Genomic DNA, 20,032 nt, shown 5'->3' with positions numbered 1-20,032 from the left:
CCGGTCGCGCGATCACGGAAGAGCAGCGTATTGCAGGGCCGCACAGACCGGCGGGCGCCGAGCCCGACCCGGATTGTGGTGCCCCACTTTCTCAGGGCCACCGCGTCGCCGCCGCGGCTCGTAGCCTGGAAGCCGGACGGTAACTGCGGTGCGGCGGTACGGCACGGTGCGCGTGGGCGAATCGGCCCGTCGCCGGGCAGCAGCGGCCGACCAGCTCTGGATCGGGTCGCGGCACAGGGGGTTTCATCATGATCATCCGGCGGTATAGCGAAACCATGCCGGTTTCAAAGTCTTTGATCTCCGCGGCCGGGGTGCTGGCCGCCTGCCTGGTGCTGACCGTGCTGGCCGTGCGGCCCGCCGCGGCGCAGGCGCGCCTGGTGGAGGAGGTGCCGCTGGCCGACACCATCTCGCGCATCGACGTGTACTCGCCCGCGATGGATCGCGTGGTGAGCAACCGCGTGATCCGCGCCGCCGGCGGGCCCGCGCCGACGCTGTACCTGCTCACCGGCATCGGCGGCGGCGAGGACGGCATCTCCTGGTGGGACGACACCGATGTGCGGGAGTTCTTCGCGGACAAGCACGTCAACGTGGTGATGCCGGTGGGCGGCAAGTTCAGTCTGTACACGGACTGGGTAGCCGACGATCCGGTGATCGGCCGCAACAAGTGGCAGACCTACCTCACCCAGGAATTGCCCGGCGTGCTCGACGCCCGGCTCGGCAGCACCGGGCGCAACGCGATCGCGGGGGTGTCGATGAGCGCGGGCTCGGCGGTGGATCTCGCGATCCAGTCCGGCCCCCTGTACAGCGCGGTCGCGGCGTACAGCGGCTGCCCGTGGACCGCCGACGCGCTCGGCACCGCGATGATCAACGCGCAGGTGGGACGCGGCGGCGCGAACACGGCCAATATGTGGGGCGCGCCCGGCGACGCGATCTGGCGGGTGCACGACGCCTTCGCCAACGCGGCCGCGCTCGCCGGCAAGACGATCTACCTGTCCGCCGCGACCGGCACGCCGGGCGCGATCGACGAAGGCGGGTTGCCGTTCCCGCCGGTCGAGGCGATCGCGAGCTCGTGCACGGCGGCCTTCGCGGCCCGGCTGACCCAGCTCGGACTGCCGGTGATCCACGTCAACCGGCCCGAGGGCGCGCACACCTGGGGACAGTTCGAGACCGATCTGCACGACTCGTGGCCGCACCTGGCTCGCGCCATCGGGGCATAGGGGCCCGACCCCAACCGTCTCCGTCCGGAAGTAGCTCGGCGCTCGCGCGCCCGGGTCAGACCGCCAAGGGCAAACGGAGATCGGGTGATTCGAGGTCGAGCAGCGCGCGTTTCGCGGGCAACCCACCCGCGTAACCGGTGAGCGCGCCGCCCGCGCCGAGCACGCGATGGCACGGGATGAGCAGCAGCAGCGGGTTCCTGGCGAGTGCACCGCCGACCTTGCGGGCGTCGGCGCGACCACGTCCGAGAGCACGGGCCAGTGCGCCGTAGGTGGTGGTGTGGCCGTAGGGCGTGCCGGTCTCGAGCGCGGACAGCACGTCCCGATCGAAGGCACTCCAACCGGAACGGTCCAGCGGCACGGTGAATTCGCGGCGGGTGCCCGCCAGGTAGGCGTCGATCTGCCGGACCGCGGCGAGCAGATACTGCAGCGCACAGGAGTTCTCGGCGGTCGGCGCAGCGGCGGGTGCGTTCGTGAACTCGACGCGGGTGAGACCCGCGGGCCCTGCTGTCAGATGCAGATTCCCGAGGACCGAGGTGTGCACGGTACGTGCGGCTGTATTCATATCCGACTCCTTCGTTCGATCTCCACTCCAGGTAGACGCGTGCCCGAGCCGGAACGTGAGATCATTCGGAGCCGTTCTGCCGCAACGCTTTCCATGCCGCGTACCGCTCGGGCAGGCAGACCGCACACGGGCGATACCCCGCGCTGAGCGCGGTGGCCTCGTCGGCGAAGAACACCCGGTGCGCGCGGTAGGCGCCACGCGAGAGCGCGCGCAGGGCGGACGGGCAGTCGAGCCGCCCGTAGAGTTTGCCGCGCCGATGGCCGCCGTACCGGCCCGGGGTCGAGCTCTCGTACGGGCGGCCCGTGCCGTCCAGCAGCATGTACATCCGCGCGCTATTGCGCGTCGTGCAGGACCAGGCCCAGCGTGTGCCGGATCCCGCCGCGAATGCGGCTGACGCCGTGCCGGACCGGCGCCCGGGACCAGCCCCGACTCGACGGCGTCGGGCGGTCGCGGGTGGTGAAGATCAGGCCGTGCCCCTGTCCGAGCACTGTGACGGTGGCCTTCGACTGGGCGCGCGGACGCTGCTCGACGAGCAGGAACTCGCCGCCGGTGTGGTCGAGGCCCGGCCGGTCCAGGCCGAGCACGATCTGCAACGGGAAGACCAGGTCACCGTAGAGGTCGCGGTGCAGCGCGTTCCAATCACCCGCGGTGTAGCGCAACAGGATCGGCGTCGGCTTGGTCTGCCCCGCGGCATGACAGGTGGCGAGCCACTCCGCGAAATCGTCGGGCCACGGCGCGGGATCGCCGAGCCGTTCGGCCCAGGAACGCGCGACGGGCAACAGCTTTCGATAGAAGGCCGCGCGCAGTGCCATGATCGGTTCGGGTACCGGGTCGGCGAAATAGCGATAGGTGCCCTGGCCGAAGCGGTAGCGGGCCATATCGATGGTGGAGCGGAATCGCCCCGGATCTTCCCACATGCCGGTGAATTCGGCGCATTCGGCCGGGGTCAGCAGTGGGCCGGTCTGGGCGCAGCCGTACGCGTCCAACTCCTCGACGAGGGCGGGCCAGGATTGCGCGGCCACGCGATCAGCCGGTGCAGCAGTGATTTTCGTGTCGGTCATGCCGCCTCCATAGTTCAGCGGGTAGTCGGTGCGCGTGCCCCTCGACCTGCGCGGCAAGGGCATTCATGCGGCTTCGAGGGTGAGCAGCGTGGACTTGGCGACGCTGCCACCCACGTACTGGCCGATCGAGCCGTCGCTGCGGACCACCCGGTGGCACGGGATCACCACGGGCAGCGGGTTGTGCGCGCAGGCCGAACCGACGGCGCGCACCGCGCGCGGATTGCCGACCGCGGCCGCGACCGCGGCATAGCTTTCCCGGCGGCCGTAGCCGATCGCGCTCAGCTGCTCGATCACCTGCCGCCGGAAGCCGGCCGTCAACCGCAAATCCAGCGGCAGCTCGAAATGTGTTCGCGCACCGGCGAAATACTCGTCGAGCTGGCGGGCCGCGGCAGCGAGCCGACCAGGTGCCGCCAGCACCCGGGGGCTGACCCGCTCGGCGAGCGTGTGCAGTACCGCGTCGTGGTTCTCGTTGGGGTAGGCGACCCGCACCAACCCGGCGGGGGTGGCCGCGAGCAGCAGCGTGCCGACCGGGGTGTCCACGGTCCGGTAGGCGACGTCGAGCAGCCCGGCGTCCTGCGCCTGCTCGGCCAGCCGGCGCCGCAGCACCGCCAGCAGCTCGGCGTCGCCGGACGCGAGGCCGTCGAACAGACCGTCCGGGTCGCCACAGTCGATGGTGGCCATCATGTCTCATCCTTCGGGTAGAGCTTGCGCAGCGTTTTCAGGCCGTCGGCGGCGGCGCGGCGGGCGGCGTCGGTGGAATTGCCGAGCAGCCGGGCGATCTCGGCATGCGGCAGGCCTGCCAGATAGTGGTAGGCGACGGCCTGACGTTGCTTGGGCGGCAACGCTTTCAAGGCAGCCCAGAGGTCGGGGTCGTAATCCGCCGGGTCGGGGCTCGCGGCGGGACGCTCGGGCAGCGTCTCGGCGGGGACGGGCGCGCGGGTCAGTGCGCGCCCGACGTCGATCGCGCGCCGATGCGCGATGGTGACCAGCCAGGCCTCGATGTTCGCGTCGGCGTCCAGGTCGGGGTAGGCGCGCAGTGCGGAGAGGAACGTCTCCGACCACGCGTCGGCCGCGTCCGTCGGGCCGAGCACCGCCCGGCAGACGCGCAGCACCATCGGGCCGTACTCGGCCACCACTTCCTCGAACGGAGGCAATCTCACACCGGGTAGACGCGCGGGTCGCCGGAAACGTGAGACCCGCCGGTCACCGCCCGTCCGCCCCGGCGGGCCGGGACAGCCCGCTGGCGCGCAGCACACGGCGCGCGATACCGGCCCGGATCGACTCGTCGGTGCCGATGATGCGGACGTGGCGGCGGGCGCGGGTGATCGCGGTGTAGAGCAATTCCCTGGTCAGCAGGGTCGACTCCGGTTCGGGCAGCACCACCGAGACGGTGTCGTACTGACTGCCCTGGCTGCGGTGGATGGTCATGGCGAACACGGTGACCACCGCCGGAAACTGGGTGGGGTGCACCAGATACGGCTCGCTGCCGCGTTGCAGCGCGGCGCGCAGCGACCCGTCGGGCATGCGGACCACCACGCCGGTGTCGCCGTTGTAGATGCGCGCCTCGTGATCGTTCGCGGTGACGAGCAGCGGCTGCCCCGGATACCAAGGCGCATGGTAGGATTCGGGCCCCGCTCCCCCGGCTGCTGCCCATTCGGCCGCCATCCGGTCCCAGCGCTCGACGCCGAACGGACCCTGCCGATGCGCGCAGAGCAGCCGGTGCGATTCCAGCGCGGTCAACGCGCCCGCCGCGTCCCCGTCGAGCGCCGTGGCCGTCACCGCGCGCGCCGCGTGCACGACATCGGCACGCACGGCGGCCATTTCGTCGGGTGCGCAGAGCGACAGCTCGTCCCCACCCGCGCGCAGCAGCTCGAGCGCGGTGTCGGCGTCGCCCGCGCGGACCGCCACCGCGAGGTCCGCGATCCGGCCGCCGAAGCGGCGACCCCGGGTCAGCCGGACGATGCCGCCGCGCAGCCGGGTGCGCTCCAGCACGCTCAAAGCCGCCGGATGTTGTTCCGGCGCGGCCGATTCCGGCGAATCCGCGCCGAGTATCTGATCGAGCACCGGATTCGGCGTGCCCGCGACCGGTCCCGCGACCAGGTCGGCGAGCACCGCGCCCGCGTCCACCGAGGCGAGCTGGTCGGGGTCGCCGACGAGCACCAGCCTGGTGTCCGGGCGCAGCGCGGCGAACAGCCTGCTCATCATGGTCAGCGACACCATCGACGTCTCGTCGACGACGATCACGTCGTAGGGCAGGCGGTTGAATTCGTGATACTTGAACCGGGTGGTGCGGCCGCGCTGCCAACCCAGCAGCCGGTGCAGCGTGGCGGCGGTCAGATCGGGCAGTCCCAGTGCCGCCGCCTGTTCGCGCACTGCCTCCTGTAACCGGGCCGCCGCCTTACCCGTCGGCGCGGCCAGCGCGATCCGCAGCGCGGGCAGTTTGGGGTTGGCTTTGCGGTGCGCGTCGAGCAGGCCGATGATGCGCGCGATGGTGTGTGTCTTGCCGGTGCCCGGGCCGCCCGCGACCACGGTGGTCCAGTGCGTCGCGGCGAGCGCGGCGGCCAGCCGCTGCCGGTCCGGCGTCCCGTCCACTGGCGCGTCGAACAGCCGATCCAGTTCGCGCCGAACGATATCCGGGTCCACCACCGGATGATCGCCGGAGCGCTCGGTGAGCACCCGGCGCACGGTCTGCTCCTGCTGGTAGTACCGATCGAGGTAGAGCAGCGGGCCGGAATCGTCGCGGCCCTGCGATTCGACCAGCCGCAACGGCCGCAACGGGCCCGCGGGGCCGCCGGTCACCAGCGGGCTCGCCCGCAGCGCGGCCACCACCGCCTCGATATCGGGCCACGGCAAGGTGGCCGGGTCGATCCGCTCGCCGGTGTCCCAGGTCTCGTCGGCGTCGATGCCGATCTCGCGCATCCGGTGCAGCTCGAGGCAGACCGAGCCGGAACGCACCGCGCGCACGGCCAGGGCCGCCGCGAACAGCACCGCGCCGGTCTCCTCCCGCCCCAATCGGCCGAGCCGCACCGCGACGTGCACGTCGGCGGCCGAGAGCACGCCCGCCTCGTTGAAGGTGCGCAGCAGCCCGGTCCCGCGCTGCGCCAACTGGATCGAGGTCACCGCGTCCTCCGCTCCCCGGAAACGCACCGCTGCCGCGCCGGCGCGGCCCGGACGATGCTGTCTGCGCTCACTGCACGTCCCCGGCCAGCAGCGCGGACAACGCGACGATCAGCGACGCGGGCGGATGCCAGTCGAATACCCCGTGACCCGGCGGGGTTCCGGCGCCGACCATGCCGCGGACGAACAGGTAGCGGGCACCACCGAGATGCCGCGACGGGTCGTAGCCGGGCCACCGCCACCGCAGATAGCGGTGCAGGGCAACGGAATACAGCAGAGCCTGCAACGGGTAGTGCGAGCGGAGCATCTCGGCGGCCATCCGCTCGCGGGTGTAATGCTCGACGGTGAGATCGCCGGTGCCCAGCCGGTTGGTCTTGTAGTCGACGATCACGTAGCGGGTGTCGGCGCCGTCGGCGACCCGCAGCACGGCATCGATGCTGCCGGTGAGATAGCCGCGCAGCGGAAGGTCGTCGAGCGCGGCCAAATGATCGGCGTACACGAAGAGGTCGTCGTCGGCAGGCAGATGCGCGCGCAGCAGATCGGCGATCCGGCGCAGCGTCGCCGAGGTGGCGCGCGGCGTGTCACCGCCGGCCAGCGGCAGCTCGAATTCCAGTTCGTTCAAGCGGTCCCGGCTGGAGATGTCGGCGAGCGCGCCGATATCCATCGGCGTGCGCAGCACGGCGAGCAACGCCGCGGCGAGCAGGTCGGGGTCCACCTCGGCCATGAGTTCGCCGATCACGGCGCGGCACTGTCCGCTCACCTCGGCGGCCAGATCCGGCGCGTCCGTATCGATCAGCTCCAGCACGCCGTGCACCAGGGTGCCGAACTCCGCGCCGTAGGGCAGGGCGTTCATCAGCGAGGGCGCGCCACCGAACACCTCCTCGAGCGCGGCGACGGGCGCGTCTTGCGGCTCGTCCCCGGGCTCCCGCCCGTTCTCGGGTTCGAGTTCCGGCGCGATCGCGGCGGGGCCGTGCGCGGCGGCGGTCAACGCCGAATACGAAGTCCGGCGCCAGTTCTGGTCGAGGGTGCGCTCGAAGCGCGCGACGGCGAGTTCGCCGGTTTCCCGCTCGCCGCGCACCCGCTGGATCGTCACGTCCTCGGTACCCGCCACCGCGGTCACCGAGATGGCCGCCCCCGCTCCCCCGGCCCAGGCCGAAAGCAGCCCTGGCGCAGCGGCATCCGCGGGAACGGACGCGCGGGGCGGCACGGTGTCGCCGCCGTCGGGCCTGCCGAGCACCATCCGGTGCAGTGGCGAGGCGGCCGTGGTGATCGCGGGCGCCCACCAGGCGACGACCTGGCACATGGCGCGGGTCAGCGCGACATAGAGCAGGCGCAGTTCCTCGCCCGCTTCCTCGGCTTCGCTGCGCAGCTTGCGTTCCGCGTAGCCGGACGCGTCCGGACCGCCGACGTCGAGCACCCGCGCACCGTTGTCGTCGTGGAAGAGCAGCGTCGCCGGATACGGGTTCTTCGCGTTGTCCCAGGCGAAAGGCAAGTAGACGATCGGGAATTCGAGGCCCTTGCTGGCGTGCACGGTGGCGATCTGCACGGCCGCGGCGTCGCGGTCGAGCCGGCGACTGCGATCGGCGACCGTGCCCGAGGCCGGATCACGCACCCGATCGGCCAGCCAGCGGGTCAGCGCGGTGAGCCCGAGCGATTCGGTGAGCGCCACCTGATCGAGCAGCTGCGCGACGTGACGCAGGTCGGTGAGCTGTCGCTCGCCGTTCTCGACCGCGAGCAGCCGATGCGCGAGATCGGCTTCGGCCGAGATCTTCTCGAAGACGGCGGCGAAACCAGCGCGCGCGAACAACCGGGCCGCGTCGCGCAATTGCGCGCTCACCCGCCCGACCAGATCCGCTCCGCCGCTGTCGATCTCGGCGGCGGTGATCCCGAACAACGGGGTGCAGGCGGCGAGGCGCACCCGGTCGGCGCGATGCGGCTGTTCGAGGGCGCGCAGCACCCAGAGCCAATCGGTGGCGCTGCCGGTCGCGAACACGCTGGTGCCACCGGCGAGCACCGAGGCCACGCCCACCCGGTCCAGTGCCGCTCGCACGACGTCGATCTGCGAGCGCGTCCGGACCAGCACGGCGATATCGCCGGGGCCGATCGGCCGATTCTGCGGCGGCAGCGCGTCTCCGTCTGTTCCCGCCGCGCCTTCTGTCGAATTCCGCTGTTGCTCAGTGCCGTTCACCGCGTCCCGGGGGCGGTGCGGGGTGGTGTCCAGCGTCATGCCGGACTCGAGCAGCCGGACGATATCGGCGGCCAGGTCGTCGGCGACCTTCGCGCGCATCCGGCCGACGGCCGGAAAGCCGGACTTGTTCAGCGGACCCGCACCGGTGCGGGTGAGACACCGCACGCGCAGCGGAGTGCGCAGTTCCTCGGGTCCGCCCAGCCGCGACCACGGGCGGGTGGCGGCGACCGGATAGACGCTGATCTCCTTGTGCCCCAACGCCGCACCGCCTTGCAGGTGGTCCAGCGCGGCGATCAGCCCCGCGTCGCTGCGCCAGTTGGTGGTGAGCTCCTTGCGGGTGTCGGCGTGCGCGACCGCGTCCAGGTAGCTGAGCACCTCCGCGCCGCGGAAGGCATAGATCGCCTGCTTCGGATCGCCGACGAGCACCATGGTGGTGTGGCCGTGGAAGGCGCGGCGCAGGATGTCCCACTGCAGCGGGTCGGTGTCCTGGAACTCGTCGACCAGCGCGACCCGGTAGCGCGCGCGGATACGCCGGCAGGCCCGGGGCCCGTGGTCGGGATCGGCGAGCACCTCGTGCAGCAGCACCAGCAGGTCGTCGAAGTCGCGCAGCCCCGCCAGCCGCTTGCGGCGTTCGGTCTCGGCCCGGACGGCGGTCGCGAACGCCACCCGCTCCCCCGCCGCGGAGTCCCCGGCGGGCACCAGCACGGCGTGCCGATCCTGCACCGCGGCCAGTGCCAGGGTGTGTGATTCCTTCACCGTGAACGGCGGTTCGGTACGGGCGTACCGATTCAGATAGCGGTCGTCGGCGACCGTGCCGATCAGTTCGTCGACCGATTCCACCAGCCGCGCGCCCGGGTCGTGTTCGCCGGCGAGACCGAGTTCGTCGAGCATCCGCTGGCAGAAGCTGTGCGTGGTCGCGATGGTGCCCGCATCGAAATCCGACAGCGCGGCGAGCAGGCGGGCGCGCCGGCGCCGCACCTGCTCCTGATCGGCCTGCGCCAGATAGCGGACCAGGTCGTCGGCGTGCGCGCGTGCCAGCTCGGGATCCGCCAGACCCGCCGCGACCAGCACGAACCGCTCCCGGGTTCGCTCACGCAACTCCTGCGTCGCGGCCCGGCTGAACGTCACGAGCAGCAGTTCGGCGACGTCGATCCCCGCCTCGGCGACATAGCGCACCGCGAGCCCCACGATCGCGTGCGTCTTGCCCGTTCCGGCGCTCGCCTCCAGCACGGTCGTCCCCGTCGGCAGCGGGCCGTAGGGTTCGAAGGCGTCGGGCCCGTCGACCTCGGGCACCACGAACGAGGTGTCTTGTACGGTCACGCGAACACCCGCCTCTCGACCCGCCGAAAGGGCCATTCTGCCCGGTCGGTGCGCACATCCGGCCCACCGACACGCATGACGCGTCGCACTGGCGCACCCCTCACGGCTGCCCCTGGCTCTCCGCGGTCAGCAGGGGTGCCCACAGGCGCCGGGCGAGCGCACCGAACCGGGTGGTCTCGCCGGGCTCCCCGGCCTGGGCGGGAATCTCCATCAGGTGTTCTAGTCGAGGAGCGGGACCCCAGACGTAGCGCAGATGACGGTCGGTGTGGTCGCCGAACGGGCCGGGCCCGTTCGGGCCGCCGTTGAACTCGCGCTCCGCCGCGACGACGGCCTCCTCGACAGTGGCACCCCGGAAACGACGTTCGGCGTACGCGGCGGTGGCGCCCGGCGCGATCGGCAACGGCTCGGTGAGGCCGGCGTCGCGCAGCGCGACGAGCTCACGCAGGATCGTGCGCGCGGCAGGCATTTCGGGTGCGGTGATCTCCGAACGCCATGCGGGACGGCCGAATTGGCCGCGTCCGGTGGTCACTGCCCGCCAGGACCGATCCTCGGTGACCGCGAGGGCGAGCAGCGAAACCCACGCCGCGATCCGGTGTTTCGGGGCGAGCCGGGAGAAGGTGGTGCGCACCAGGGTTTCCCCGCGCACCTCGGGCACGGTCCCGGTGAGCCTGCGGCCGTTACCGAGGTCCACCGCGACGTCGACGGCCCGCACCGGGCCTTCGTAGTCGGCCTGCGACGCGCGGACCAGCTTGTCGACCGTGTGCTCGACCTCGTCCAGCACCGCGGCGCCGAAACCGAAGGGCGGCAAGGTGCCCCGGCGCCATTCGGCGGCCCGCAGGGCCGCCGGGTCGGCGCCGGTCAGGCGGGCGGCGAGCAGCCGTTCACCGAGTTCCCATTTGGCCAGCCCGTCGAGTTCGATGGGCAACCGATCGGCGATGTCCTCGTCGTGCTCCGGCACGCGCAGACCGAGCCGCTGCCACAGGAACGCGCGCACCGGATGCTCGACGAACGAGATCAGGTCGGCCAATGCGACATCGGCGAGTTCCGGGGTGGACAGCGGCTCGGGCAGGAACGCGGGACGCGGTTGCGCGGGCTGCCCCGCGGACACCGCGCCGGCCAGCGCCACCGTGTCGAAACTGAACGGCGCGTCGGCGCGGAAATTGCGACGGTCGAAGCCCTGCAACGGATGCCGCGTCACCACTGTGTCCATACCCGGCCCGCCGACGTGCGCCCGCAGCACGTCGAGCAGCTCGGCGACCGGGATGGCTGGCGGGCGATGCGCGCCGCTCACCGGGTCGGCCCCGGTGTGGAACACCAGTAGCTTCTCCTGCGCCGCGAGGACGGCGTCGAGCAGCAGCTGACGATCCTCGCTCCGCGGATCCCGTTCGCCGAGCAGTGGATCGCGCGCCAGCACGTCGTCGCCGTCCACGCCGCCGGCCCGCGGGAACACGTCGTCGTCCAGGCCGAGCAGCACCACCACCCGGTGCGGCACCGAACGCATCGGCACGAGTGCGCACACGGTCAGCTCGCCGGTGCGGAAGTTGGCCCGGGTGGGGCGGGCGGCCAGCCGCGCGTGCAGCAGCACCTCGACGTCGGCGAGGCGCAGGTCGACCTCGCCCGCGCGCTCGAGCGCGGCGGCGAGTTCGGTGCGCGCCTCGGTGCGCACCCAGGACTGCGAATTCGGCACGTCCGTCAGCAGATCCAGCGCACGGCCCAGAACCGCCGCCCACTCGTGCGCGGGCCGGGGGCCGCGCAGATCGCGCAGGCACACCGCGAGCCGATCGATGAATTCCGCGAACCGGCCGGCCAGGTCGACATCATTGCTGTCCACATCGTCGAGCGGCAACGCGAGATCGAGCCAGTCCTCGGAGGTTTCGCCCGCGGTTACCCCGAGCAGGATGCGATCCACCGCGCTGTTCAAGGTGTTCTGCGCGAAGTCGGCGAGGCCGAAGGCCTGCCGCTGCCGCTGGCCGATCCCCCAGCGCGCACCCGATTCGGCGGCCCACTCACGCAGGCGCTCGATATCGTCGTCGTCGAATCCACAACGCCGCCGGACGGTTTCGGCCGCCGCCAGATCCAGCACCTGGGTGACGGTGACCCGCCCGTCGGCCAGCTCGAGCAGCACGCCGATCACCGCCAGCAGCGGATTGGTGATGCCGCGGCCGCGGTCGGCGAGCCGCACCCGCAGCCCGTGCGCCGGATGGGCCGAATCCGACACGGGCCCGGCCGATCCCGCGCTCTGCTGCCCGAAGGCGGCCCGTACCAGCGGGGCATAGGTCTCCACCTCGGGGCACATGACGAGCACGTCCCGCGGCTCCAGCGTGTCGTCCGCGGCGAAGAGGCCGAGCAGGCATTCGCGCAGCACCTCGACCTGACGCGCGGGGCCGTGACAGGCGTGCACCTGCACCGTCCCGTCACCCGCGCGGACCGCGGCGGGCGGCCATCGATCGTCGCGCAGGCCCGCCTGTACCGCGCGGAGCAACGTCGTATCCGCTGAATCAGGAAGTGACTCAGCGGCATCGGCGACCGGATGGTGCGTGTCGGTGTCGGCCGCACCGGCCAGGCGCTGCTGCAACTCCCGCACGTCCCGGGCGAGCCCTGCGAGCAACGGGTGCCGCACCGCCGCGGCGCTGCGATCGGCCGCGCGGGTGCTCGCCGCGGGCGCGGCGCGCAACGCGCGCCACATCACCGGGCTCGGATGCGGGAGCCACACATGGATGTCCCGGGTCTGCGCGAGGGCGCTGAGCACGGCAAGCTGATCGGTCGCCAGCCGGGTCGCGCCGAACAGCGAGAAGCGCTCGGGAAGCGGTACGAGTCCGGGTTCGGCGCGCAGCCGTGCGCACGCGGCGTCGAGCCGCTCCGCCGGGCTCGGCGTACCGACCTCGGCCCGCAGGCGCCGCCACAGTTCCGGCTGCCACCGCAGGTCCTCCGGCACCGGATTGCCCGCGCCGTCGGTGTCCGACGCGGCGGCCCACGCCACGATCAAGGCGGGCCGCTGGCTCGCGTAGCTGTCGAAGAGCGCGGCCAGGTGCGCGGCGGTGGCGTAGCGGCGGCCGATCCGATGATCGCGTCCGGTGCCGTCCTGCGCGCCCAGATGCCGGGTCAGCACCGCGCACCACGGCTGTCCGAGCGAGGCGTCGATCACCCGCAGCAAGGTCCACACCAGATTGTCCGGCGCCCACGGATCGTCTTCGGGCCGAACCCCGCTCGCCGCGGCCAGCGCCGCGGTGACCAGCGCGGCCGGCGACGGGAACTGGATGTTCGCGGCCACGCCGTCGGTCGACGCGGTACCGGTGGACGGAGCGAACGCCATCGCCCCCGCCGCACCGGAGACGCCGAGCACCCCGGACAGGCGCTGGGTCAGCCACCGTTCCACGCCTTTCGCGGGCACCGCCACCACCTCCGCCGCGAACGGATCCGGCAGCGGCGTGGCCAGCAACCCGGCCAGCTCGTCCGCCAGCACGTCGGCGCGCTCGGCACGGTGGATGTGCAACGGCATCTGCGCCCTCTCGATCGGTGCGGTGACGGACTGCGGGTGGAATTCGCGCGGCTCCTCGGTCGCGCCGGGACCACGCGACATCCCGCACGTTTATACGCCCAACCCGCGCGCGGCAAGCGCACTACCCGCCGAAGCGTCTTGCGGCACCGGTCGAACGGCCCGATGCCGGAGCCCAGGCACAGCACGGCAGTCCACCCGCCGGAACACCGACGCGGCACAGCGATCCGCTATCGGCGCACCGGCGCAGCACGGCGGTCCTCCGCCGCAGCACCAGCCCAGCGGTCCACCAGCGCGACGCGCGCGGGCGCCGGTTCCTGCTCAATCCAGCACCGTCTGCGCGGCGCCGTCGCAACGACCGGCGATGACGGTGTTGCCGCCCAGCTGTTTCGCGCGGTACATGGCGGAATCGGCGCGCCGGAACAGGTCTCGCATACTCGATCCCGCGCTCTGATCCGAGACAGCGGTACCGATGCTCGCGGTGATCGAAATCGGCAGCGTGTCCGTCGCGGCGATCGCGCTCCGTATCCGTTCGGCCAGCACCTCGAGCGTTTCCGCGCGCAGCGTGCCGACCACCACGAACTCGTCGCCGCCGGTGCGCGCGATCACGGCCTCCGACGGCACCGCGGCGCGCAGGCAGTCCGCGGTACGGACCAGTACCTCGTCGCCGAGCGAGTGCCCGGCGGTGTCGTTGACGGACTTGAAGCGATCCAGATCGATGATCACAACGTAAACCGGACCACCCCGCCCGCGGTGCGCGTACTGCGCGAGGCGGGAATCGAGGCCGCGCCGGTTCAGCAGGCGGGTCAGCGGATCGGACAGCGCGTCCAGGCGCAGCAGCCAGTGGCAGAACTGCACGACCGGCAAAACCACACCGGTCACCGCGATATTGGCCAGCACCACGCCGACGGCCAGCGCCGGATCGCCGGTGGCGTGCGCGTTGTCACCCGGTTCGCCGAGCACCAGCAGCACGGCCAGCAGCACGATCGACAGCAGCGACCAGCCCAGATGCCAGGCCAGGATCCGCGGCCCGTGGAAGATCGTCACGTAACCGCCGGTGGTGGCTAGCAGGACGATGCCCAATGCGCCGAGCAGCCGGTCCTGGACCAGGATGTTGTTCGCGGTGATGCCGATATCGATGGCCGCGACCCACACCAGGGATTCGCGCTCGGACGGCCACGGCAGCAGCCACCAGCGCAACGTCCACAGCCCGGCCAGCACGCTCACCGCGATCGCCTGGGTGACGCCGACCGGACCGGCCTGACCGGCGTGCGAGACCAGCGCCAGCAGGGTGATCGCCATCATCACCAAGCCCGCCGTGCCGACCATCAGCTTGAGCGCCGCGAGCGCGGAGTGCGAGGCGAAGGTCTCGACCAGCCAGCGGTAGTCGACCCGCGTCACGCCACCAGGCCCGGAAGATCCGTCGGATATCGGTCATGGTCACCGCCTCGCGTCGATATCGAGCGTTCGGCCGGTTGTGCATGCTGCCCACAACGGCGCCGCGTGATTGCGGCATGTTAACTGTAACGGTACGTCACAGCATGAACCGCCGCCCACCTGCTTCGAACACGTTCACTCACCGCGCGCCACGCCCGGCCACCTGCACCGATCGCACGCCGCTCGCCCCCCGGGCGGCAAAGCGACCAAATGGTCTACCCAGCAAGGGGAGTGAGTTGAACCACACCAGAACACGTTCCTTCGCCGTGTCCGCTCGGATCCGCGCCGCCGATGTGCGACAGTGCTCATCCGGGGAGGAACGAGAGAGCACCGAAAGGCTGGTTCGCGTTCATGGATGCGATGGTGATTCCCCTGGTCCCGAGGGGCGGGTTCACAGTCCGCCGCGTGGGAGACCGCTGGGAGCTCGTCAACTCGCGAGGCTACGGCCGCACCGTCGTCCTACATTCCTGGCCGCGCGATCAGCACTCCGAGGCGTTCGAGCACTGCTACCGGCTGAACGGCCGCACAGTAGAGGAACTGCAGGCCGCGTTCCGCTAAACGGCCCGCGGGTGGCTGAAACCCGCTGGGGCACAAGCGCGCAACGAATGCGATAGCACAAGCCGGACTTCAGCTCAAGACGTGCGTCTCGGGCTCCGATGTGCGATCGTGTTCCACCGTGCGTTACCCGTCGCCCGCCACCCGCGCCGTTCCCCGTGTGGCCGCCTCCGCCTGTGTCCTCGCCGCCGCGGCGATCCTCATCCCGAGCGCGCCCGCCCTGCTCCCGCACGCGGCCGCCGTGCCGGTGCCGCTGGCGCATACCGATGCCTGCCTGTCCGGGTTCGACTGCGATATGAGCAATCGGATCAGCAAGGTCGACAACTACCTGAAGGGTCGCCCCGGCGTCACCGGTTACGTTGTGCGCGACCGGGTTTCCGGTGGCGTGTACGCGAATGCGAACGCGGAGAACGCGGTCTGGACCGCCTCCACCATCAAACTCGCCATCGCCGAGGATCTGCTGAACCGGGCCCGGGTCGGCGCGATCAACCTCACCCCGGAAGATCGCGGCCTGATGGAATCCATGCTGGCCACCTCCAACGACCGCGCCACCGACGTGCTCTGGGCCAAGTACGCGGGCCTGGATCGGATGGCGTTCAACAACGCCTTCCGCGCCAACGGCATGGCCACCCTGGTCCCGCAGCCGACCAACACCGCGCTGTTCCCGGATTGGTCGTTCCAGAAGTGCACCGCCGCCGACCTGGACCGGCTGATGGACAACATCCTCAACCAGATGCACCCCGACGACCGCGCCTACCTGCTGGACCGGATGCGCTCGGTGGACAGCAACCAGCACTGGGGTGTGTGGGGCGCGGGCGCGCCGATGCGGCCCGGTCTGAAGAACGGCTGGTCCGAGGAACAGGGCGGCTGGGTCGTGAACTCGGTCGGCTTCGCAGGTCCCGGCGAGCGATACACCCTGGCCGTCATGACCGCACTGGGTAACGCGGGCGGCTACGAAGACGGCGCGGCCACCGACACCAAGGTCGCCGAGATGCTGTTCGCGGGACGCTGATACCTGTTGTCCCGCACCGGTTCCTGGTGCGGGACGCGGAAGTTCAGCGGCGCCGCAGGGTAATCGGCGCCCCGTCCCTGGGGAACGGAATGGTGGTGAAACCCCAGGGCATCCGATAGTCCTCGGGGATCTGCCAGGTGTACGCACGCACCAGCGCGGCGATCACCGTCTTCACCTCGAACGTGCCGAAGTGCATGCCGATGCACTTGTGCGCGCCCGCACCGAACGGCAGGAACGCCAGCCGATGCGATTTGTCCTCGCGCCGTTGCTCGTTAAACCGTTCGGGGTCGAACAGCTCTGGCTCGGTCCACAATTCGTCGAGCAGATGGTTGACCTGATAGGCGAGATCGACCTGGGTGCCCGCCGGAATGTAGTGGCCCGAGATCTCGGTATCGCGCACCGCACGCCGGCACAGACCGGGCACCGGCGGCATCAGGCGCAGGCTCTCCTTGAGCACCAGATCCAGGTCGCGCAAGCTCTCGAGGTCCGCGATAGTCGGTGCGGCGCCGTCGGTTTCGGCGTCGAGCGCGAGCACTTCGCTACGCACCCGCTGCTGCCACTGCGGATGCTTGCCCAGATAGTAGGTGACCGCGGTGGCCGCGGTCGTGGTGGTGTCGTGCGCGGCCATGATCAGAAAGATCATGTGGTTCACCACATCCGCGTCGCCGAACACGCCACCGTCCTCGCTGCGCGCGTGACAGAGGCCGGAGAACAGGTCCGACGTCTCGGTCCGCCGCTTGTCCGGCAGCATCGCCCGGAAGTAGTCCTCCAGCACCCGGCGGCCGCGCAGACCCGCCCGCCAGTTGCCGCCGGGCACCGGATGCCGGATCAGCGCGAGCGCGGCGTGCGTGCAGTCGAGGAAAGCGTCCACCAACTCACGGCGCTGCGGTCCGACATCGGCGGCCATGAACATCTCCCCCGCGATATCGAGGGTCAGTTCCTTGAACGTCGGATACAGGCGCACGGTGCGTTCGGCGTTGCCGCCCTGCGGAACCCAGCGCTCGATGCTGGTGCGTACCACCGGGGTCAGCGCCGCCAGATGCGCCGCCAGCCGGTCCCTGGTGAAAGCCTGCTGCATGATCCGGCGATGGAATTTGTGCTCGTCGAACTCGAGCAACAGCAGACCGCGCCGGAAGAACGGTCCGATGAAATAGTCCCAGCCCTGGCCGAAATCGCGGCGCCGCCGGCCGAGCACTTCGTCGAGCGCTTCGGGCCCCGCGACGAGCACCCGATCGACCCCGAGCGAAGTATTCATCGAGACCGGACCGTATTTCCGATACCGGCCCATCATTTCGGCGGGGCCCCACCGCATGTACTGCAGCATCCGGCCCAGATACGGCAGGCCTGCGTCGCCGTGCACCGCGGTGGCCGCGCTGCCGCTGGGCGGCCGGGCGAGAATATGGTGCCGTTCCGGAATCAGATCGAGTGCGCGATCGAGGAGATGGTCGTGCGGTATTTCGATCAATCCGATGTTCTCGGAATCGGGCGGTCTACCGGATTTCCTGCGCACGCTGGTTTTTCTGCCAACGACCCGGTCCCCGGCGACCATGGCAAACCTCCCTGAACGACCGTATTCATCCTATTCTTTTTCGCTGGTGCCCAAGGGCGGTTCGCCGCAACGCACTCCGGCGCGGGCGCGCCGCGACACACCCGGAACAGGGACGTCGCCGCGACGGCCACGATCCACCCCGCTACGGTTGACACCTGTCAGCAACCGTTCGCGGGGGAAGAGTATCCCCGGTCTGTCGAGGAGCAGGACGATGAACAATGACCACAGCATCGCGTAGCGATTCGGCGGGGCGCGGTGGCCGGGCGACGGGTGCGCACGAGAATCGGCGCCACCAGGTCGTGGTGATCGGTTCGGGCTTCGGCGGCCTGTTCGGCACCAAGCACCTCAAGCGCGCCGACGTCGACGTCACACTGATCTCCAAAACCACCTCCCACCTGTTCCAGCCGCTGCTCTACCAGGTCGCGACCGGCATCCTCTCGGTCGGCGAGATCGCGCCCGCGACCCGGCTGGTCCTGCGCAAGCAGAAGAACGCGCAGGTACTGCTCGGGGACGTCATCGACATCGACCTGGAAGCCAAGACCGTCACCTCCCGGCTGCTCAACTCGAACACGGTCACCCCGTTCGACAGCCTGATCGTGGCCACCGGCGCGCAGCAGTCCTACTTCGGCAACAACCAGTTCGCGACCTTCGCGCCGGGCATGAAGACCATCGATGACGCGCTCGAGTTGCGCGGCCGGATTCTCGGCTCGTTCGAGGGTGCGGAGCTGGCCACCAGCCAGGAGATGCGCGACCGGCTGCTCACCTTCGTGGTGGTCGGCGCCGGGCCGACCGGCGTCGAATTGGCCGGGCAGATCGCCGAACTCGCCGACCGCACGCTCGAGGGCACGTTCCACAACATCGATCCGCGCGACGCGCGGGTGGTGCTGCTGGAGGGCGCGGGCGCGGTGCTCGGCCCGATGGGCCCGAAGCTCGGCGGCAAGGCCAAGAAGCGGCTGGAGAAGATGGGCGTCGAGATCCAGCTCAACGCCATGGTCACCGATATCGACGCGCTGGGCGTCACGGTGAAGGACGCCGACGGCACGATCCGCCGGATCGAATCCTCGTGCAAGGTGTGGTCGGCGGGCGTGCAGGCCAGCCCGCTGGGCAAGATGCTGGCCGAACGATCCGACGGCACCGAGGTGGATCGGGCCGGGCGCGTCATCGTCGAACCGGACCTCACGATCAAGGGCCACCCGAACGTCTTCGTGGTCGGCGACCTGATGTCGGTGCCGAACGTGCCGGGGCAGGCGCAGGGCGCCATTCAGGGTGCGACCTACGCCGCCAAGCAGATCAAGGCGGGCCTGCACGGTCAGGCTCCGCAGGACCGCAAGCCGTTCAAGTACTTCAACAAGGGCAGCATGGCGACGGTGTCGCGGTTCAACGCCGTGTGCCAGGTCGGCAAGCTGGAGTTCAGCGGGTTCTTCGCCTGGCTGGCCTGGCTCGCGCTGCACCTGTACTACCTGATCGGGTACCGCAGCCGGATCGTCACCGTGATCCAGTGGTTCGTCACGTTCCTCGGCCGCAGCCGTGGTCAGATGGCCGCCACCGAGCAGTGGGTGGTCGCCCGGCTCGCGCTCGAACAGGTCAACGCCGACGAGGAGGACGCGGACGAGCTCGCCGCCGCGCTCGGCGCGCCGCCCGCGGACAACGGCAAGCTGCTGGAGAAGGCCAAGGCCGCGGCGGAGGGCCGCGTCAGCTGACGTACCCGCACCTGCTCCTTTCGGCGAGGCCCGGTCCACCAGACCGGCCTCGCCGAAGTCGTTCGAGGGGCAGCCGCGGACCCGCGAGTAGCTATTTCCAGGCAACGTCAAAGCCGTTGTGTCGCCCGAATTTCGACCCATCCAGGTGCCCGGTGGATCCGAATGTGGGGCGTCGAACCTGACAGCTATTCCCGACCTGACGAAAGGCGATCTACCTATGGGCACAGGCAAGCACAGAGCCCCCAACCCGCAGCGGCAGAAGGTGGGCTCGATGGTCGCGGCAGGTGCGGTTCCGCTGGTCCTCGCACTGGTCGGCACCGGCACCGCCAACGCCGAGCCTGCACACCCCACTCCCGCGACGCAGCCCGACCAGCCGGCCCAGTGGCCGGCCGCCGAGCCGCCGAACGCGATGCCCTACGAGGGACTGAACATCCCGGACAGCACCTACAGCTCGCTGCAGTGGTCGCGCCCGCTGCCGGAGAAGAAGTACCTGGCCCCGGTCGGCGTGCTGCACGCGCCCGTCCCGGTCGCACCGGTGCCGCCGATCGCGCCGCCCTCGGGCAAGTTCCGTTTCGGTGACGTGCAGGTGGACGCGCCGACCTGGATGGACCAGGAACAGGCGATCCAGATCAACGACAATGCCGCCATGGCGGAGGCCAACCTGGCGACGTTCCTCGACTCGATCGGCATGGAACGCAGCCGGTCCGACCGGATCGCGGGCCAGACCGTCGGCACCGCCGCCATGGGCGCCGTCGCCGGCGCCGCGGCGGCCGTGCCGGTCGCCGCGACCTCCGCGCTCGTCGGTGGCGTGGTGGGCC

The 20,032-nt window shown here is 70.8% G+C and carries 15 protein-coding genes; 5 read left to right on the top strand and 10 right to left on the bottom strand.

Features of this window, described 5'->3' with window-relative positions; all coding sequences use genetic code 11:
* Positions 1–275 precede the first annotated feature (275 nt).
* Positions 276–1,217 (top strand): alpha/beta hydrolase, encoded by a 942-nt coding sequence (locus NBRGI_RS21385; protein ID WP_029899034.1) that lies wholly within the window; start codon positions 276–278, stop codon positions 1,215–1,217.
* Positions 1,218–1,272: 55 nt separating this feature from the next.
* On the opposite strand, the gene NBRGI_RS21380 is transcribed toward NBRGI_RS21385, so the two are convergent.
* From NBRGI_RS21380 to NBRGI_RS21340, 9 genes are all read right to left on the bottom strand, one after another.
* Entirely contained in the window at positions 1,273–1,779 is a 507-nt protein-coding gene (locus NBRGI_RS21380; RefSeq protein ID WP_029899033.1) for a methylated-DNA--[protein]-cysteine S-methyltransferase, read from the bottom strand.
* Between the two features lie 61 nt (positions 1,780–1,840).
* Complete coding sequence (locus NBRGI_RS21375; RefSeq protein ID WP_029899032.1) at positions 1,841–2,104, bottom strand: Ada metal-binding domain-containing protein; 264 nt, start codon at positions 2,102–2,104, stop codon at positions 1,841–1,843.
* Positions 2,105–2,111: 7 nt separating this feature from the next.
* A complete protein-coding gene (locus tag NBRGI_RS21370) occupies positions 2,112–2,840 on the bottom strand; it encodes a 2OG-Fe(II) oxygenase (RefSeq protein ID WP_029899031.1) in 729 nt (242 codons plus the stop codon).
* Positions 2,841–2,903: 63 nt separating this feature from the next.
* Positions 2,904–3,521: a methylated-DNA--[protein]-cysteine S-methyltransferase gene (locus tag NBRGI_RS21365; protein WP_029899030.1), complete on the bottom strand. Its 618-nt coding sequence runs from the start codon at positions 3,519–3,521 to the stop codon at positions 2,904–2,906.
* Entirely contained in the window at positions 3,521–3,994 is a 474-nt protein-coding gene (locus NBRGI_RS21360; RefSeq protein ID WP_029899029.1) for an RNA polymerase sigma factor, read from the bottom strand. Before NBRGI_RS21360 ends, NBRGI_RS21365 begins: the two co-directional genes overlap by 1 nt.
* Positions 3,995–4,043: 49 nt before the next feature.
* The gene (recD, locus tag NBRGI_RS21355) at positions 4,044–5,960 is read right to left on the bottom strand and encodes an exodeoxyribonuclease V subunit alpha (RefSeq protein WP_029899028.1); all 1,917 of its coding nucleotides are present in this window, start codon (positions 5,958–5,960) and stop codon (positions 4,044–4,046) included.
* A 67-nt stretch (positions 5,961–6,027) separates the two neighbouring features.
* Positions 6,028–9,465 (bottom strand): UvrD-helicase domain-containing protein, encoded by a 3,438-nt coding sequence (locus NBRGI_RS21350; protein WP_051727928.1) that lies wholly within the window; start codon positions 9,463–9,465, stop codon positions 6,028–6,030.
* 100 nt (positions 9,466–9,565) lie between these two features.
* Entirely contained in the window at positions 9,566–12,964 is a 3,399-nt protein-coding gene (gene recC, locus NBRGI_RS21345) for an exodeoxyribonuclease V subunit gamma (protein WP_029899026.1), read from the bottom strand.
* 318 nt (positions 12,965–13,282) lie between these two features.
* Positions 13,283–14,362: a GGDEF domain-containing protein gene (locus NBRGI_RS21340; protein WP_051727927.1), complete on the bottom strand. Its 1,080-nt coding sequence runs from the start codon at positions 14,360–14,362 to the stop codon at positions 13,283–13,285.
* A 441-nt stretch (positions 14,363–14,803) separates the two neighbouring features.
* On the opposite strand from NBRGI_RS21340, the gene NBRGI_RS21335 reads away from it, so the two are divergent.
* Together NBRGI_RS21335 and NBRGI_RS21330 are read left to right on the top strand one after the other, a co-directional pair.
* Positions 14,804–14,956: a hypothetical protein gene (locus NBRGI_RS21335; protein ID WP_228832178.1), complete on the top strand. Its 153-nt coding sequence runs from the start codon at positions 14,804–14,806 to the stop codon at positions 14,954–14,956.
* Between the two features lie 118 nt (positions 14,957–15,074).
* Positions 15,075–15,965 carry a hypothetical protein gene (locus NBRGI_RS21330; RefSeq protein WP_029899023.1) on the top strand — a complete coding sequence of 297 codons (891 nt, stop codon included), beginning with the start codon at positions 15,075–15,077 and terminating at the stop codon, positions 15,963–15,965.
* Between the two features lie 43 nt (positions 15,966–16,008).
* On the opposite strand, the gene NBRGI_RS21325 is transcribed toward NBRGI_RS21330, so the two are convergent.
* On the bottom strand, positions 16,009–17,475 hold the full coding sequence (locus NBRGI_RS21325; protein ID WP_029899022.1) for a cytochrome P450: 1,467 nt from the start codon (positions 17,473–17,475) through the stop codon (positions 16,009–16,011).
* A gap of 257 nt (positions 17,476–17,732) precedes the next feature.
* Here NBRGI_RS21325 and NBRGI_RS21320 point away from each other — a divergent pair, with 257 nt between their 5' ends.
* Both NBRGI_RS21320 and NBRGI_RS21315 read left to right on the top strand, forming a co-directional pair.
* Positions 17,733–19,214 carry an NAD(P)/FAD-dependent oxidoreductase gene (locus tag NBRGI_RS21320; protein ID WP_051727925.1) on the top strand — a complete coding sequence of 494 codons (1,482 nt, stop codon included), beginning with the start codon at positions 17,733–17,735 and terminating at the stop codon, positions 19,212–19,214.
* Positions 19,215–19,485: 271 nt separating this feature from the next.
* Positions 19,486–20,032, top strand: a 547-nt coding sequence (locus NBRGI_RS21315; protein ID WP_029899020.1) for a hypothetical protein, incomplete at its 3' end; no start/stop codon positions are given.

Origin of the sequence: Nocardia brasiliensis IFM 10847 (genome assembly GCF_000710915.1) — a bacterium.
Lineage (GTDB): Bacteria > Actinomycetota > Actinomycetes > Mycobacteriales > Mycobacteriaceae > Nocardia > Nocardia brasiliensis_A.
This window is presented reverse-complemented; position numbering and strand designations above follow the sequence as displayed.

What these genes read in the sequence shown, in the direction of transcription:
- NBRGI_RS21385 (WP_029899034.1), top strand. Translation starts at nt 276, where the DNA reads ATGCCGGTTTCAAAGTCTTTGATCTCCGCGGCCGGGGTGCTGGCCGCC.
- NBRGI_RS21380 (WP_029899033.1), bottom strand. Translation starts at nt 1,779, where the DNA reads ATGAATACAGCCGCACGTACCGTGCACACCTCGGTCCTCGGGAATCTG.
- NBRGI_RS21375 (WP_029899032.1), bottom strand. Translation starts at nt 2,104, where the DNA reads ATGTACATGCTGCTGGACGGCACGGGCCGCCCGTACGAGAGCTCGACC.
- NBRGI_RS21370 (WP_029899031.1), bottom strand. Translation starts at nt 2,840, where the DNA reads ATGACCGACACGAAAATCACTGCTGCACCGGCTGATCGCGTGGCCGCG.
- NBRGI_RS21365 (WP_029899030.1), bottom strand. Translation starts at nt 3,521, where the DNA reads ATGGCCACCATCGACTGTGGCGACCCGGACGGTCTGTTCGACGGCCTC.
- recC (WP_029899026.1), bottom strand. Translation starts at nt 12,964, where the DNA reads ATGCCGTTGCACATCCACCGTGCCGAGCGCGCCGACGTGCTGGCGGAC.
- NBRGI_RS21320 (WP_051727925.1), top strand. Translation starts at nt 17,733, where the DNA reads ATGACCACAGCATCGCGTAGCGATTCGGCGGGGCGCGGTGGCCGGGCG.